General features: G+C 55.5%; 14 protein-coding genes. 6 read left to right on the top strand and 8 right to left on the bottom strand.

What is annotated here, in order from left to right:
* Positions 1-108 precede the first annotated feature (108 nt).
* From HEQ72_RS06755 to HEQ72_RS06745, 3 genes are all read left to right on the top strand, one after another.
* A complete protein-coding gene (locus HEQ72_RS06755; protein ID WP_168019395.1) occupies positions 109-975 on the top strand; it encodes a DUF4743 domain-containing protein in 867 nt (288 codons plus the stop codon).
* Positions 976-1,097: 122 nt separating this feature from the next.
* Positions 1,098-2,051: an acetyl-CoA carboxylase carboxyltransferase subunit alpha gene (locus HEQ72_RS06750; RefSeq protein ID WP_168022933.1), complete on the top strand. Its 954-nt coding sequence runs from the start codon at positions 1,098-1,100 to the stop codon at positions 2,049-2,051.
* 246 nt (positions 2,052-2,297) lie between these two features.
* The gene (locus HEQ72_RS06745) at positions 2,298-3,374 is read left to right on the top strand and encodes a hypothetical protein (RefSeq protein WP_168022932.1); all 1,077 of its coding nucleotides are present in this window, start codon (positions 2,298-2,300) and stop codon (positions 3,372-3,374) included.
* A gap of 42 nt (positions 3,375-3,416) precedes the next feature.
* Here the strand turns inward: HEQ72_RS06745 and HEQ72_RS06740 are convergent, their stop codons facing one another.
* From HEQ72_RS06740 to hflK, 3 genes are all read right to left on the bottom strand, one after another.
* Complete coding sequence (locus HEQ72_RS06740; RefSeq protein ID WP_322099491.1) at positions 3,417-4,928, bottom strand: Do family serine endopeptidase; 1,512 nt, start codon at positions 4,926-4,928, stop codon at positions 3,417-3,419.
* A 197-nt stretch (positions 4,929-5,125) separates the two neighbouring features.
* The gene (gene hflC / locus HEQ72_RS06735) at positions 5,126-6,010 is read right to left on the bottom strand and encodes a protease modulator HflC (RefSeq protein WP_168019401.1); all 885 of its coding nucleotides are present in this window, start codon (positions 6,008-6,010) and stop codon (positions 5,126-5,128) included.
* Complete coding sequence (hflK, locus tag HEQ72_RS06730; protein ID WP_168019403.1) at positions 6,007-7,155, bottom strand: FtsH protease activity modulator HflK; 1,149 nt, start codon at positions 7,153-7,155, stop codon at positions 6,007-6,009. Before hflK ends, hflC begins: the two co-directional genes overlap by 4 nt.
* Before the next feature lie 225 nt (positions 7,156-7,380).
* Here hflK and apbC point away from each other — a divergent pair, with 225 nt between their 5' ends.
* Positions 7,381-8,514 carry an iron-sulfur cluster carrier protein ApbC gene (apbC, locus tag HEQ72_RS06725; protein WP_168019404.1) on the top strand — a complete coding sequence of 378 codons (1,134 nt, stop codon included), beginning with the start codon at positions 7,381-7,383 and terminating at the stop codon, positions 8,512-8,514.
* Between the two features lie 52 nt (positions 8,515-8,566).
* Here the strand turns inward: apbC and arcD are convergent, their stop codons facing one another.
* Both arcD and HEQ72_RS06715 read right to left on the bottom strand, forming a co-directional pair.
* A complete protein-coding gene (gene arcD / locus HEQ72_RS06720) occupies positions 8,567-10,051 on the bottom strand; it encodes an arginine-ornithine antiporter (protein ID WP_245184229.1) in 1,485 nt (494 codons plus the stop codon).
* A gap of 412 nt (positions 10,052-10,463) precedes the next feature.
* On the bottom strand, positions 10,464-11,861 hold the full coding sequence (locus HEQ72_RS06715; protein ID WP_168022976.1) for an L-serine ammonia-lyase: 1,398 nt from the start codon (positions 11,859-11,861) through the stop codon (positions 10,464-10,466).
* 339 nt (positions 11,862-12,200) lie between these two features.
* On the opposite strand from HEQ72_RS06715, the gene gpt reads away from it, so the two are divergent.
* A complete protein-coding gene (gene gpt, locus HEQ72_RS06710; RefSeq protein ID WP_168022930.1) occupies positions 12,201-12,692 on the top strand; it encodes a xanthine phosphoribosyltransferase in 492 nt (163 codons plus the stop codon).
* A gap of 23 nt (positions 12,693-12,715) precedes the next feature.
* Here the strand turns inward: gpt and HEQ72_RS06705 are convergent, their stop codons facing one another.
* Positions 12,716-13,231 (bottom strand): hypothetical protein, encoded by a 516-nt coding sequence (locus tag HEQ72_RS06705; protein WP_168019406.1) that lies wholly within the window; start codon positions 13,229-13,231, stop codon positions 12,716-12,718.
* 315 nt (positions 13,232-13,546) lie between these two features.
* Between HEQ72_RS06705 and HEQ72_RS06700 the strand changes: the two genes are divergently transcribed.
* Positions 13,547-14,377, top strand: a complete 831-nt coding sequence (locus HEQ72_RS06700; protein WP_168022929.1) for a ferritin-like domain-containing protein — start codon at positions 13,547-13,549, stop codon at positions 14,375-14,377.
* Positions 14,378-14,404: 27 nt separating this feature from the next.
* Here HEQ72_RS06700 and HEQ72_RS06695 read toward each other — a convergent pair whose 3' ends face one another.
* Both HEQ72_RS06695 and pyrF read right to left on the bottom strand, forming a co-directional pair.
* Positions 14,405-15,076 carry a phosphoribosylanthranilate isomerase gene (locus tag HEQ72_RS06695; RefSeq protein WP_168019408.1) on the bottom strand — a complete coding sequence of 224 codons (672 nt, stop codon included), beginning with the start codon at positions 15,074-15,076 and terminating at the stop codon, positions 14,405-14,407.
* Positions 15,073-15,897, bottom strand: a complete 825-nt coding sequence (pyrF, locus tag HEQ72_RS06690) for an orotidine-5'-phosphate decarboxylase (RefSeq protein ID WP_322099490.1) — start codon at positions 15,895-15,897, stop codon at positions 15,073-15,075. Before pyrF ends, HEQ72_RS06695 begins: the two co-directional genes overlap by 4 nt.
* Positions 15,898-15,901 lie beyond the last annotated feature (4 nt).

The following is a 15,901-nucleotide window of genomic DNA, read 5'->3' as shown; positions in this document are numbered from 1 at the left end:
ATTGATCCTTTCACGCAGGGCAAACACCGAAACATCACACAACAATCTTGCAAAAATCCAACCTTCCTTTTTTGATTGGGGGAGCTCTCTGAGAACCGGAACCCGTTCATGACTTTCCAGGATCACATCAAGCGTTGCAACGCCTGGACACCTCATTTGTATCGTCCCCTCAGCGTTGCCGGCCACCCGGTTGGCATGGTGCGGCATGACCACGCAGAGGCTCTGTCCGCTTTTCCGGATATCTTCACCGTTACATCTGACACGGTCAGAGTCGCCGCGACGCACAAGACACCGGCACAACGAACACAAGCTGCTGCGCAGGTTCTGGACACATTGACAGCACAAGGAAAAGCCCCCCGAAGCCGCCATGAACTGTATGCCGTCCGCACGGCATTCCATAATCCCGACCTGATGCAGATCGACAGGGGATACGTTGCCATGCTGGGGCTTCTGGCATGGGGTATCCACGTCAACGGGTATGTCCGCCAACCCGATGGTCGTATCATGATCTGGACCGGCATTCGCTCTGCCAGCAAGACACTCGACCCGGGTAAACTCGACAGCATGATTGCCGGCGGACAACCAGCCGGCCTGAGCCTGTTGGACAATCTGCGCAAGGAAGCGGCAGAGGAAGCCGGCATGCCCGCGGATATTGCGGCCGCAGCCCGACCGGTCGGTGCCGTGTCGTATATGATGGACAATGCATGGGGTATTCGCCGGGATACCCTGTTCTGTTTCGACCTGGAACTTCCCGCATCATTTGTGCCGCGCAACACAGACGGCGAGGTCGAACGATTCGAGCTGATTCCCGCAGAGGAGCTGATCGAACAAGTACGCCGCAGTCAGGATGCCAAATTCAATGTCGCCTTGGTTATTCTTGACTTTGCCCTACGTCATGGACTTCTGGATCCTGAAAAAGAGCCGGATTATGAAAGCCTGGTCAGAGGATTGCGTGCCCCCCTGAGTGCCCCGTAAACAGCAACAGCGTGGTGGGTCCGGGCATGTTTCGGCGCAGGACATGCATTTTCCCGTCGCCGCCCCGGGAACCCTGTGCTAGACGTAGGCTCCATTTTCTGAAGGCAGTGTAGTGCGGATCCATGAACTTTCTGGATTTCGAAAAACCAGTCGCTGAACTGGAAGGTAAAATAGAGGACCTTCGTCACATGGGTGACGGAGAAGGTCTCAATATCGCCGAAGAGGTCGCCCGCCTGCAAAACAAGGTCGAGAGACGGCTGCGTGAGACGTATGCACGCCTGACCCCATGGCAGAAGACACAGGTTGCCCGTCATCCTGAGCGGCCCCATTTTGTGGACTATCTTCGTGCACTTATCGAAGATTTCCAGCCCCTGGCCGGGGATCGCCAGTTTGGAGAGGATGAAGCCATCATTGGCGGCATTGGACGGTTCCGCGGGCGCTCGGTCATGGTCATGGGTCAGGAAAAAGGGCACGATGGCGAAACACGGATGCGCCATAACTTCGGCATGGCCCGCCCGGAAGGATACCGGAAAGCCCGGCGCCTGATGCAGATGGCCGATCGCTTTGGCCTTCCGGTCCTGACACTGGTCGACACTGCGGGCGCTTTCCCCGGCCTGGATGCCGAGGAAAGGGGACAGGCCGAAGCCATTGCCCGCTCTGTGGAAACATGCCTGGATATCCGGGTTCCGCTGATTTCCGTCGTAATAGGGGAAGGTGGGTCCGGCGGTGCTATCGCCTTGGCCGCTGCCAACACAATCCTCATGCTGGAGCATTCCATCTACTCTGTTATATCGCCAGAAGGATGCGCCGGGATTCTGTGGCGATCAGGCGATCAGGCACAGGTCGCTGCTGAATCCATGCGCCTGACGGCTCAAGACCTTCACCGGATGGGTCTTGTCGATGAAATTATCCCCGAGCCCTTGGGCGGGGCGCACCGTATGCCACGCTCGGCTATCGAGGCTGTCGGAGAGGCCATAGAACGCCACCTCACAGGACTGATCACCATGGAACCGGGGGTTCTGCGTCAAAAGCGTCGCGATAAATTTATCCAGATGGGACGCCAGGAACTGGATTGAACGCCTACCTTGGATATCAAAAACCGGTACGACAGGGCTGCCTCAGGGTGGCCCTGTCGCTTTCACGGCACAGAACTGCCCACCGGGCGGCAATCCTTGCCGACAAGGGATGACGGAGACATCTCTATCCCACTGTTAGCAGGACCAATTTCTTCCAGGCATGAATATTGCTGCTGATGGCCAGAGAACCGGTAGCCCACAGGGCCTTACCGGACCGGATGCCTTGAAGAAAACAGGTCTACGTTCATGAAACCTTCTATGCTCTCCGGCCTGCTTGGCCCCATTCAGACGGGTAATCTTCTGGCTCTCTATGGTCAGGGCATTGGCGCTTCGGCACGCCTTCTGGCAGCTGCCCGAAACCAGGCCGCCCTGGAAAGTGCCGGAACCCCGGGTCAGAACATGTCGTCCCGCTTTGGCAATGCATCCGAAGTGGCACTCTCGCGCAGTGCTATCGGGAAATTGCTGGGACAAGATGTCGATGTACCACCTGTCGGAAAGTTGGCATGGGTTACAGAAACCTTGGACTCAAAAGCATTGCGGGCCTTGAAGCGCGCTGTTCTGAACGGGCAATCCTTCATTGATCAAAAGAATGAGATCACAGACAAGGACCGAACCGGCGAAGCGAAGGGATGGGTTGATATTCTGTCTGGCATCAACTCCGCGGAAGCACAGGCCATAGAAAAATCCGTTGCCGAACAGGATACGGGAACCGGCAACACGGGTGATGATGCGCAAAAGACCAAGCTGGCCCAAGCACTCGGCGGTTTTTTTAACCACGCCACACCGGGGGCTGGCCGCTTGGTAGAGGAACGCCTGGATGGCCTTCTGAAGACGCGTATGTCAGCAGAAATCCTGCGCTCGACGGGTCCGGACGGCACACTGGTTGCCAAAGTAATGGATCAGATGTTCGACGGTGCTCGATCAGAGGAAGCCCTGTATATCCGCGAGAGGCTGGAAAATCTGATTGTCCGGATGAAGTCTCCACAGGTTGATCTCTCCATGCCAACCAAGGCAACACGCAACGAGCGTGATGCGCAGGACGGAAAGAAAGGCGCTGTCTTCACGTTGGTTGATGCCAACAATGCACGTCTGCGTATCGAACTGAGCACAGGCCCTGACGGAGCAAAGAAAGACGGATCCCTGCAAGCCAACTGGGTCAGCCACGATCTGGGCAGTATCGAGATCGCGTTCTCCCGCACGGCACCGGAGTCAGATGATACGCCCCCGCAGGGCGAAGGGCGCGTTATCCAGCGCCGCTTGGTCAAGAACGGACTTCTGGAACGGGTTCCGACCCACGACAGCGCGTGGAAGGGAGACCTGTAGGCCGGACAGCGCGACCGACCTACAGGGGAAACCAGGTAACGATTAACCGGTTATTGGCAAGGCAACAAAACGCATGCCTGATGCGTTCTGGAACAACAGAAGAACAGACTTCCTTGCCTTTTCGCGTACCTTCTTGATCTGCTCCTCTACCTCGGCGACAGAGGCAACCGCACTCTGGTTGACTTCGACAAGGACATCACCAGGGCGTATCCCTTTCTCTGCCGCAGCACCGGAAGGTAAAACATCCGCTACTATCATCCCTTTGGCATCATCAGGAATGTTATAGCGCTTCTTTTCTGCCTGCCCCAAGGGCAACAACGAGAACCCGAGACTTTGAACAATGGCACCCTGATCAGCGGGACCAGCCCCCTCCTCTGCCCCTGCCACAGGCAATGGCTCATCATCCTTCAGCTCGCCAACCTTGACCTTGATCTTCACCCGCTCGCCATTGCGCCAGACAACAACGGGGACACTCTGGTTGATCTCCGTTTCTGCAACCATCACCGGCAAGCGACGCATCTCTTTCACTTCCTTGCCGTTCCACTCGATAATAACGTCGCCGGACTGGATACCTGCACTTTCGGCAGGGCTCCCCGCCTCGGCCGAAGCGACAAGGGCACCGTACGCTTTCTTCAACCCGATACTCTCGGCAATTTCGTCTGTAACACTCTGGATACGGACACCCAGCCATCCGCGCCGGGTACGGCCATACTTGCGAATATCATCCAGAACCTGTCGCAATAAATTGGACGGGGCCGCAAAGGCAATACCGATATTCCCCCCAGACGGCGAATAGATTGAGGTATTGACCCCGATCACCTGGCCATCCATGTTGAACAGGGGCCCCCCGGAATTACCCTTGTTGATGGCTGCATCCGTTTGTATGAAGCTGTCATAGGGTCCGAAGTTGATATCCCGCGTCTTGGCCGAAATAATCCCGGTTGTAACAGAGCCACCCAAGCCAAGGGGATTACCGATGGCAATAACCTCTTCCCCAACTCTGGCCTTGTCGGAATCACCAAATTCAACGTGAGGCAATTTGCGCTTGGCATCAACCTTCAGCAACGCAATATCAACCTTGCTGTCACGACCAACCAGCTTCGCCTTCAAAGCCGTCTCATCAGACAGAATAATGGTTATTTCGTCAGCATCCTGAATAACGTGGTTATTCGTCACGATGTAGCCCTCAGGATCAATAATGAACCCGGAACCGAGTGATGTCGCCCTGCGCCCACCATGGGGATTCCCGGGCGCACCACGTTCAAAAAATTCCTTGAAAAAATCCTCGAACGGAGAGCCTGGCGGGAACTGCGGCAGATCCGGCATACGCTCTGCTGAAAGGGTCTGCGATGTTGAAATATTGACAACCGCCGGCAACAACCGCTCGGCAAGATCAGCCACGCTGGTTGTTGTACTGCGTGCCGAGGCCAGGCCGGTAAAACCGGATGGCAATGCAAGAAAGGCAGCAGACAAGACCAGAACAGACAGCGCACGCGCGCACCGGAACCACACGGGAACCAGCTGCCTTGCTTTAAGGGAAGGCCCAAAAGTCACGAGAACCTCCATTGACGCAGCATCCTGCCGGGAATCAGGACCCTCTGCGAAACATAACAAAAGTTTCCCGGACACCATATGCCCGATTTTCCTGCTTTCTCACACCAAAGCCCAAACACTACACAAAGAACAAGGTATGAGAAGCCGTCTTGCCCGAGAAGGGCCGGCCTGACCGACCCTTCCCTTCGGAATCAAGACTAACGGACGGAACTACCCGCCGGACCAGATCGATCAAAATACTTCAGGAACTCGGAATCAGGACTCAGGACCATTGCAGTACCGCCATTGCCCAGCGCATTGCGATACGCTTCCATGGACCGATAGAACCGGAAGAACTCGGGATCACGGCCATAGGCATCGCCCAGAATACGGTTCCGCTCCCCATCGCCCTCACCACGCAGAACCTCGGAAACGCGGCGGGCTTCTGCCAGAAGAACTGTCCGCTCGCGGTCGGCTTCAGCCTGGATTTTGGCCTTCAACTCCTCACCCTCGGCCCGCAACTGAGCAGCTTGGGCCACGCGGTCGGATCGCATCCGGTTAAAAACAGACTGGGATGTCTGCTGGGGCAAATCGGTACGACCAATGCGGACGTCCACAATCTCGATACCAAATTCCGGAGCACGAACCTGCACCGCACGGGTGATCCGCCGCATCACGTCACCACGCTTTTGTGTCAAAAGATCGGCAAGATCAGACTCACCAAGCTCATCACGCACAGCTGCATTCAGAATTCCGCCCAGACGATCGCGCAAACCGCTCTCGGTCCGCACCGTCTTGTAGAATTCCAGTGGGTTGACGATACGGTAGCGGGCATAGGTATCAACGATGATCCGTTTCTGGTCGATCAGGGGCAGTTCCTGGGTCGGTGGGTCAAGTTCCAGCACCCTGTTCTCGTACAAGATCACATTCTGGGCAAACGGAATCTTGGCATGCAGACCGGGTTCCTGAATAACTCGAACCGGATTGCCGAACTGCAGCACAATAGCCTGCTGGGTCTGACGCACAGTAAACAAAGCCCCGGAAACCAGCAGCAGCAACACAAACGCTGCCACACCACCAAGCACAAGTTTTCCGTTGTTCATCGGGCTTTCTCCTGTCCGGCTGCGCGCTCGGTACGCTTCAGCTCCGGCAATGGCAAATAGGGCACAACGCCAGGCCCGGCAGCATTTCCATGGCCCAGCAGAATCTTGTCAGAGTTTTTCAGGACATCCTGCATGGCTTCCAGATACAAACGCTCTGTCGTGACTGTACGGGCATTGCGGTACGTTTCATAAACAGAAAGGAACCGTGCCGACTCACCTTCAGCATCCTTGACAACACGATCCCGGTAGGCAGAAGCCTCCTGCTGCATACGCTCGGCCTCCCCCTTGGCACGCGGGATAATATCGTTCTTGTAAGCTTGAGCTTCGTTCTGCAGACGCTCCTTGTCCTGGCGCGCACGCTGGACATCGTTAAAGGCATCAATCACATCCTGCGGCGGATCTGCTTTCTGGAGCTTCACATCCAGAATCGTGATGCCGGCATGGTAACTGTCAAGAATGCTCTGCAACAACTCACGCGTACGGCTCTGTATCTCGGCACGTCCGGTTGTCATGGCCATCTCCAGCGGGGTCTGCCCCACGACCTCACGCATGGCACTCTCAGCCGCAGCCCGCACAGTCTGCTCGGGATCGCGGATGTTGAACAGGAACTCGCCCGCCTCACGAATACGCCACTGAACAATAAAATCCAGATCGATGATGTTCTGGTCGCCGGTCAACATCTGGCTGGTTGCAGCAGCCAGCTCTCCGCGCACTGTATCGCGGGGTGCCAGAAGAGACCGTGCATTCTCGCGGGAGCCAATGCTGATCTGGCGGGTCTCTGTAACACGCGGGGTAACAACCTCACCCAATGGAGCCGGAAACCAGTAGTTCAGACCGGGCCCCGTTGTCTTGACATAACGCCCGAACAACAACTCTACGCCCTGTTCATCAGGATTAACCCGATACAAACCGGTCAGCATCCACGCCGCAAGAACAGCAAGGACGACAAGAACGGTCCCGCGTCCTGAACCAAAGCCCCCGGGAAGCATACGACGCAGATGATCCTGGCCCTGACGAAGCAAGTCATCAATGTCCGGTGGCTGATTCCCACTGCGGGGTCCACGCCGCCCCCAGGGATTGTTTCCCCCGTTACCACCACCGGGGCCACTTCCGCCCCATGGGCCGCCCTGATTGTTAGAGGCCATTACCACAATTCCTTCTCGAATGACATCGGATCTGCCGCTATGGTGCACCGGACATGGTGTACAATCCGCTACAGTCACAAAAGCAAAACCGGCCCCAAAGCACTTACCTGCCGCCCCGGGAACCGTACGGAACAAAGTCTCCGTGCAAGCCTTATAGGTCATGAAGCAGCCCCACGCAATGCACCGAACATCTGCAACACCAGAGTAGACACGGAGTTTTCAGGAATGCTGTCCCCCGACAGGAACCATATCACCGATGCACTGCGCACGGTTTCCCATCCCGAAGCCGGGGATCCCGTCTCGGCAGGATGGGTTGAAAGCATCACCATCACCAATCAGAATGTCGTGGTAACATTGGTTGTTCCGCCTGCACTGGGTTCATCACTGGAACCCTTACGGCAGGCAGCGGAAACGGTCATCGCCGACCTGCCCGGTGTTGAAGCTGCCACTGTTGTGCTGACCGCCCATACCAACCCGGAAAAGAAAAGCAGACCGAAAGTGCAAGGCCATATTCCCATGCCGGAAGTAAAGAAAATTGTCGCGGTCGCATCGGGAAAGGGTGGTGTTGGCAAATCGACAACAGCGGTGAACATTGCCTTGGCGCTGAAGCATCTGGGGCTTTCTGTTGCCCTGTTTGACGCTGACATCTATGGCCCAAGCATCCCCTGCCTGACCGGTTTGCGAGGACAGCGCCTGAGCAGTGACGACAAGGGCCTGATCCCCGCAGAAAGCATGGGCCTGAAAATCATGTCGATTGGCTTCATGGTGGAGGAAGACAGCCCCCTCGTCTGGCGTGGTCCCATGGTTATGGGGGCTCTGGAGCAAATGCTGCGTGATACCCGATGGAATGATATCGACATCATGATTATCGACATGCCACCAGGCACGGGCGATACGCAGCTCACCATCAGCCAGAAGCTGGCACTGTCAGGGGCTGTGATCGTCTCCACCCCTCAGGATCTTGCTCTGCTTGATGCACGCAGGGGGCTGGGTATGTTCAACAAGGTCGAAGTTCCCATCCTCGGCATTGTCGAAAACATGAGCTATCACATCTGTACGCAATGCGGACATCGCGAAGACGTGTTTGACCACGGCGGGGCACGACAAACAGCAAAAGAGATGGGTGTGGATTTTCTGGGCGAAATTCCCTTGGCTGCCACCATTCGCCAAGATGCAGACAGCGGCAGACCAAGCGTTGTATCGTCACCCAATGGACCTCATGCCCGTGCGTATATGGACATCGCGTCCAAAGTCGCCACAAAACTGGGCCTGATCACAGATACAGGCCATGGGCAATCAAGACATGAAATGCATGACAAAAAGGGATGGCGGTATTTCCTGCAGCGCCTGACATTCTGAAACAATTGCCCCCGTCCTGCTTCTTGGGCGGGGGCGTGCTCGATTGGCTCACTCAGAGGCTGAGATAACCGGCGTAAAGCATCGATCCCGCAACAACAGCACCGGCCAACAGCAGGGAAAAGAGGACACCCTCCCGACGCCTGAAGACCGGTTCACGCAGCTCTCTTCTGGCCTGCACATATAGGACAATGCCCGGCGTATACAAAAGAGCAGACAAAAGCAGATAGTCAACACCGGCAGCATACAGCAACCACAAACTATACAGGGCAGCCAAGCCTGTCACACACATCGCACGTCGGCGACCGGCAACACCGTGCCCGTACAACTCACCACGCATACCGCAGCGCAAGGCGAAAACAGCAGATAACAGATAAGGCACCAGAATCATCGAGGTACCAAGAGATGCCAAGGCCAGATACGTTGATTCGTTGAACAGGGTCAGGACCAGAAAAATCTGGATCATGACATTGGACAAGAACAGGGCATTGGCAGGAACCCGGTTTGCATTCTCCTGACGCAAGAAAGCCGGCATGCTTCTGCCTTTTGATGCCGAGAACAAAATCTCGGTACACAGCAGCATCCAGGCCAGCAAACCACCAAGCAGGGAAATCACCAGCCCGACACTGACCAGAACGGCTCCCCAGGGACCAACAACACTCTCCAGAACATATGCCATGGAGGGGTCTTTGAGTCCTGCCAGTTCCGCTCTGGACATAATGCCCATAGACAGCACATTGACAGAAACCAGAAGGGCCATAACCCCAAGAAACCCCAGAACTGTCGCCTTGCCGACATCGGAACGCCGCCGGGCACGTGCCGAGTAAACACCAGCCCCTTCAATACCGATAAAAACCCAGACTGTAATCAGCATCATGTTACGAACCTGGTCCATGACACTGCCCAGATCCGTACTGCCAGCACCCCAGATATCAGTTGTAAAGATATCCAGCTGGAAAGCCGTGGCGGCAATGATGACAAACAGGATCAAGGGAATAACCTTGGCAACCGTTGCAACCTGGTTGGCAAGAACAGCACCGGTAATACCACGCAGCACCATGGCATGCACGGCCCAGAGCAGTGCGGAGGCTGCAATCACAGCCCACAGGGTGTTACCATCCCCAAAAACAGGAAAGAAATACCCCAGCGTACTGAGCAACAAAACAAGGTAGCTGGTTGTCCCGATCCAGGCACTGATCCAGTACCCCCAAGCTGACAAGAAACCAACATAGTTACCAAACCCGGCCCTGGCATAGGCATAGATGCCCCCGTCCAAGTCAGCCCTGCGATCAGCAAGAAGACGGAAAACCCACGCAAGGGCAAGCATGCCCAAGGCGCTGATTGTCCAGCCAATGAGCATGGCACCAGGCGCGGCACTGCTGGCGGTGTTCTGCGGCAACGCAAAAATACCGCCACCAATCATCGAACCAACGACCAAGGCTGTCAGAGCCCCAAGACGCAACCCACTGCGGGACGGCGCCGTTTCCTGCACAACCATTTCAAGATCTCCGGGGCTCAAAACACCGGCCTGCTTTGTCATCTCTGTGTCCCTCACTGCAAAATCTCTTCAATACAAGGAGATGATCCACAAAAACGCGCCTCACAGCCCTGTCAGGGCAGGAAGCACCATGAAAATGACGCCGGACGAGCCGAAAACAGGCCCCTATAAACGTCCTTCTTATGGAAAGGAGCGATAACACAACCAACAGGGATCTGCATATACATTTTGCAGTAGCATGAACGTATATATGTCATTTTTCAGTAAAAAATATGCTTTATGCAAAGTATATATATCAAATTGATCAGCTCATGAAACATAATGTCAGGGGAGCATCCGTGTCCAGGAACTGGATTCGCTGTGTCATTAGACGCCAGTAAAAGCCCGCAGAACCACCATATGGAAGTCTTGCGGGCTCATACCGAATTCATAAAGAGTGTCTCAAGGCACGGGACTAACACGCAACCACATTGACAGCCAGCCCGCCCTGCGAGGTTTCCTTATACTTGCTCTGCATATCAAGGCCGGTCTGGCGCATGGTCTCGATGACCTTGTCCAGTGACACCAAGTGCTGGCCATCGCCGCGCAATGCCAGACGCGCAGCGTTGATTGCCTTGACGGCCCCCATCGTGTTGCGCTCGATACAGGGAACCTGCACCAAGCCCCCCACAGGATCACATGTCAAGCCAAGATTGTGCTCCATGCCAATCTCGGCTGCGTTCTCAACCTGATCCGGCGTCCCGCCCAGAACAGCCGTCAACGCCCCTGCTGCCATCGAGCAAGCCACGCCGACTTCTCCCTGACAGCCAACCTCGGCCGCAGAAATTGAGGCACGTGTCTTGTACAAGGCACCAATCGCAGCCGCTGTCATCAGGAATGTCCGGCTGCCATCCCGGGTTGCCCCCGGGCAGAACCGTTCATAGTATGCCAGCACAGCTGGTATAACGCCTGAAGCGCCATTGGTTGGCGCCGTGACAACACGGCTGCCAGCTGCGTTTTCCTCGTTGACCGCCAAGGCATAGAGATTGACCCAGTCAAGGACTGTCAGAGGATCCTTCATGGCGGCCTCGGGCCTTCCGGTCAGCTCACGAAACAAATCATTGGCACGGCGACGGACCTTCAGCCCCCCCGGCAAAATACCTGTCTGTGAAATCCCCCGGTCAATACACTGCATCATGGCATCACGGACACGATCCAGGAAAGCATGGGTCTCGCTTTCGGGGCGCCAGACTTGCTCGTTGGCCATCATAACCTGGGCAACTGAAAGGCTGTCCCTGTTACAGATCGCAACCAGTTCTGCAGCCGAGTTATAGGGGTAAGGCTGAAAGACATTGCGCCCCGGGGTAAGGGCAGCCTCGCTCTCTCCCTCGGTCACAACAAAGCCGCCTCCGACCGAGTAATAGTCGCGCGTACACAAAACCTCGCCACCGGCATTGCGGACTGTAAAGCGCAGCCCGTTGGGATGACCCGGAAGAACATCATCAAACCGCCAGACAAGGTCTTTGGATACCGCAAAAGGTATTGTCCGCTTTCCTCCCAAACGAAGCGTTCCTTCACGCTCAATCCCGGCAACAATCATCGGGATCGCATCCGGATCAACAGTTTCCGGCTGTTCTCCGGATAACCCGACCAAAACAGCCGTATCGGTTGCATGCCCCTTGCCGGTCAGGGCCAATGATCCGTAAAGCTCGGCTGTTACCGACGCAACGGCATCCAGAATATTTTGCTGTATCAGAGACTGCACAAAACGGTATCCTGCCCGCATTGGCCCAACCGTATGTGAGCTGGAGGGACCGACACCAATGGTATAAAGATCACATACACTCAAATTTGTTGGCGATTCCGCAGCCATCTTTTCATTCATCCAACAGTGAACATGCTAGCTGTGCCCCCAAGCAGAATCCGCTCCGGACGTATACCCGCAAGCCAAGCCTGCCTTCATCGGACACAGGAACCCGGAAAAGGGTAACGAAGACAGTCTCAACGGATGATGAGAACATAGAAACTACGTATGTCCAACAATAATATTTCATCAAGAATACGGTAACAAAGAACCACGTATGGCAAGAAAATTTACATGTGACGCAGACAGAAAATCATGGGATACAAAAACCGCCCTGTACCTTGGGTGGAGCTATGCCCATACGTCGGGATAAACCTTTGAGAAATTGGATTCGTGGAAGCGTGCGCCATGCAGGACTATTCAGCAAACCGCTACTTGCCCATCGCGTGGGAGCTGTTCCACCGTGATACGCGCCTTCTGGCGCACAAACTGATGGGTCGCAAAGACTGGAAGGGCATCGTGGCTATAACCAGGGGGGGACTTATTCCCTCTTCCATCATTGCCCGCGAGCTTGACCTGAGATTAATCGACTGCCTGTCCATCATTTCCTATGATGATCGCGTCCAAGGGGAAGTCAGAGTAGCAAAGACCGTTCAGAAAGATGTGGTCGGGGACGGTGAAGGATGGCTGATTATCGATGACTTGGTTGATTCAGGCGTTACAGCTCGCAAGGCCAAAGCGATCCTGCCGCAGGGCTACATGGCAACCGTCTATGCAAAACCCCATGGAGAACCTTGCGTTGATACATACGCTGTGGCCGTTCCCCAAGACATGTGGCTCCTGTTTCCGTGGGATGCAGAGCTGATGCCCAATGAGCCATTGGCAAAACGGATTCCCTGAAAAGGGCCTGCTATCAGTATTTCTCAGAGGTGACGAAAGATTTCATCAATCTGTGATTGATCCATCGCGGCGTCCCTACCGTGAATGATGGAGCTGGCAACGTCAATCAGGCGCTGCAATGCCGTTGAGCCTGCCTTTGCCCTCGCCCTTACGATCTCTTGGTCCTGCAGTTTGACCGCCTCGGCAACACGCTCCAACGATTGCTGAACAATCGAATCCATCTGGGCAATGGTATCCTCGAACGGCCGCTTGTAACGGGCGGGCACATGATTATACGCCTCAATTGCCAGTTCTTTATCCGAGAAGCTACTGTCGCGAAAGTGTTCCTGATAACTCTTTGGCGTCCACTGCAGGCATTCTTCCAAAAGCTCCGGCATATCTGCCAAGATATCCATCAGCATGACTATTTCATTGAAATGATTGAGATAATCTGTCGCCAGAAGGGTCTGCTGGCTGATATTGGCGCCAGCGACCTTCGCCTGCCATTCCTCGGGAGGGGTGTCATTCTCAGGAGCCCTGTTCTGACTGGACGTATTCATGCTTCCCGATAACCCTGGCCATTACCCCGTGAATTATTCCCGACCCGACACATGCACGCAATGCCCGGGCGGATAGACAGTCACAAAACGATGATATCCCCGCTGCAGAATCAACAATCCAGAGATGAAAATCATCCTCTACAAGCCTCCCCCCAGGAGAGCAAACGCAACCTTTTCCGAACACATATCCTTGTATTTTTCATGGCTATCACTACAAAAGGTATAAGATCTTGGGTGATGCGCGGGTAACTGGTTCCCTTTTCTTTTTACGTGGAAACAGTTGCTGTCGGTGTAAATGGAGATACAAACAGCACAATGAAGACATGGAAATTGGACGATATTCCCTGGAGCCAGTTTGACCCCTCCAAGGTTGATCCCGAAGTGACCAAGCTGGTTAAGGCCGCCGCCTTGGTCGAGCGAAACGCCGCAGATTACACCACATATCTGAAGAACGTGTTCCATGCAGACCCATCCTTCCAGTCCCTGGCCGATGAATGGCAGGAAGAAGAGGTACAGCACGGTGATGCATTGGGACTCTGGGCTGAACGTGCAGACCAGACTTTCGACTACAAATCTGCATTCCAGAGATTCCGGGATGGATACCGGATCAATCTGGAAACAGGAGAAAGCATACGCGGGTCACTGACAGGCGAGCTGATTGCACGCTGCATCGTAGAGACGGGTACCAGCTCCTACTACTCCGCCCTGCGCGATGGAACCGAAGAACCTGTCCTGCAGTACATCTGCCACCGGATTGCCGGCGATGAGTTCCGTCACTACAAGCTGTTTTACACTGCCCTGCAGGATTATCTGGACAAAGAACAAATCCCCACATGGCGGCGCCTTCTGGTCGCCATGGGACGAATCCGTGAAAGCGAGGATGACGAGCTGTCCTTTGCATGGCATGCCGCTAATGCGCCAGCCGACACACCCTATGACCGTGCCCGGGCCAGCTTGGCCTATGGTGCCCGGGCCTTCAGTTTCTACAGGCCGTTGCATGTAGAACGCGCTTCCAACATGGTCTTGAAGGCAGCCGGTATAAGACCCGGTGGATTGGTCGGGGCGGCTGTCGGCAAGATCATGTGGTCTTTCATCTCACGGCGGGCCAAGAAACTGGATGCCGAGCTGAAGCGTCAGGCCGCCTGATCTGGATACCTGAAAAGGTGAGGGAGACTACTCTCCTTCACCCGCATCAAGCGCCGCAACAATAAAACGGGCGATACGCTCCGGGTCTTTCACCCCTAGCGCACGCTCGACGCCAGAAGACACATCGACACCAACAGCACCGCTTTCTGCCATTGCTGCTGCCACGTTTTCGGGATTCAGTCCGCCAGCCAGAAGCCAGGGACTCTGGCCGGACCACCCCCGCATTACAGACCACGGAAATGCATGGCCATTTCCTCCTGGGCAAGACGCTCCTTCCGGAGGACGGGCATCAAACAGCAACCAGTCAGCAATACCGTCATAAGGCCTTGCGTCCTCCAGATCGGCAGCACTGGCAACACCAATGGCCTTGATCACTTCCGAACCATACTCCAGCCGGAGTTCCTCGACCCGCTCAGGACTCTCGGTTCCATGGAGCTGAATGACATCCAGCCTGACATGACGGTACACCGCATCAATGTCCGCATCAGATGGATCAACGAACAAGCCAACAATCCGAATTTCGTCGCGGATCTCAGCTGGTACACCGGCCAGAAGCTCGGCTGCACGTTCCGGGCTGACAGCACGGGGGCTGGCAGGACAAAAGACAAAGCCAAGGAAGTCGGCACCGGCCCCTGCTGCCGTTTCAACCGCATCCTCGTCGGTCAGGCCACAAATCTTGATGAGTACCGGCTGGCTCACACATAATCTCCTTGCTGGGAGAAAGCTGGATCGGCCAGCTCCTCCAGTATACGATAAACGGCCTGTGAAGGATCTTCTGCCGTGGTTACCGGACGACCGACAACAAGATAATCCGCGCCTGCTTCCCGTGCTTCTGCCGGGGTTGCAACACGCTTCTGATCACCGGAGCCAGCCCACAGTGGCCGGATGCCCGGCACGACAATCGCGAAATCGGGCCCACAGGCAGAACGGACAAGCTCAGCCTCGTACGCCGAGCACACAACCCCGTCCATACGGCAATCACGGGCCAAAGAGACCAAGTGCCGCACTTGGTCCGTAGGCACACGCGGCAGACCAACTTCAGCCAGATCTGCAGCATTCAGACTGGTCAGGACAGTCACAGCAAACAGCCGTGGCCTGACAATGCCACACCGCCCCGCTTCCTCATGCACGGCATCCGCTGCGGCGCGCATCATGTCGCGCCCTCCCCCGGCATGCAGCGTCATACAAAAGGGAGAAAGCTGACACGCGGCACGCACAGCACCGGCAACCGTATTGGGGATATCGTGGAATTTGAGATCAAGGAAAAGCGACAAACCACCCGATACTTCCTGGACAGAGCGCACACCATCGGGCCCATGGGCGGAATAATACTCAAGACCAAGCTTGATCCCTCCTGCCAGATCTTTTACAGCAGAAGCCAGCCGCACGGCACGGGTGTGATCAACCGTATCCAAGGCAACAAACAACGGGTTGGCCGGAAACATGGCAGGTATCCTGTCCAAGGCTAAGATGCCGATGGTTATAGCACCACCACCAGACTCGGCAAGAACGGAATACAAACAG

It is taken from the genome of Haematospirillum sp. 15-248, assembly GCF_012102665.1.
Classification (GTDB): Bacteria; Pseudomonadota; Alphaproteobacteria; order Rhodospirillales; family Rhodospirillaceae; genus Haematospirillum.
This window is presented reverse-complemented; position numbering and strand designations above follow the sequence as displayed.

Bases quoted from the DNA above. Each gene is read 5' to 3' on its own strand.
- HEQ72_RS06755 (WP_168019395.1), top strand. From the start codon at position 109: ATGACTTTCCAGGATCACATCAAGCGTTGCAACGCCTGGACACCTCAT.
- HEQ72_RS06715 (WP_168022976.1), bottom strand. From the start codon at position 11,861: ATGGCTGCGGAATCGCCAACAAATTTGAGTGTATGTGATCTTTATACC.
- HEQ72_RS06700 (WP_168022929.1), top strand. From the start codon at position 13,547: ATGAAGACATGGAAATTGGACGATATTCCCTGGAGCCAGTTTGACCCC.
- hflK (WP_168019403.1), bottom strand. From the start codon at position 7,155: ATGGCCTCTAACAATCAGGGCGGCCCATGGGGCGGAAGTGGCCCCGGT.
- gpt (WP_168022930.1), top strand. From the start codon at position 12,201: ATGCAGGACTATTCAGCAAACCGCTACTTGCCCATCGCGTGGGAGCTG.
- HEQ72_RS06705 (WP_168019406.1), bottom strand. From the start codon at position 13,231: ATGAATACGTCCAGTCAGAACAGGGCTCCTGAGAATGACACCCCTCCC.
- apbC (WP_168019404.1), top strand. From the start codon at position 7,381: ATGCTGTCCCCCGACAGGAACCATATCACCGATGCACTGCGCACGGTT.
- HEQ72_RS06745 (WP_168022932.1), top strand. From the start codon at position 2,298: ATGAAACCTTCTATGCTCTCCGGCCTGCTTGGCCCCATTCAGACGGGT.
- arcD (WP_245184229.1), bottom strand. From the start codon at position 10,051: ATGACAAAGCAGGCCGGTGTTTTGAGCCCCGGAGATCTTGAAATGGTT.
- hflC (WP_168019401.1), bottom strand. From the start codon at position 6,010: ATGAACAACGGAAAACTTGTGCTTGGTGGTGTGGCAGCGTTTGTGTTG.
- HEQ72_RS06750 (WP_168022933.1), top strand. From the start codon at position 1,098: ATGAACTTTCTGGATTTCGAAAAACCAGTCGCTGAACTGGAAGGTAAA.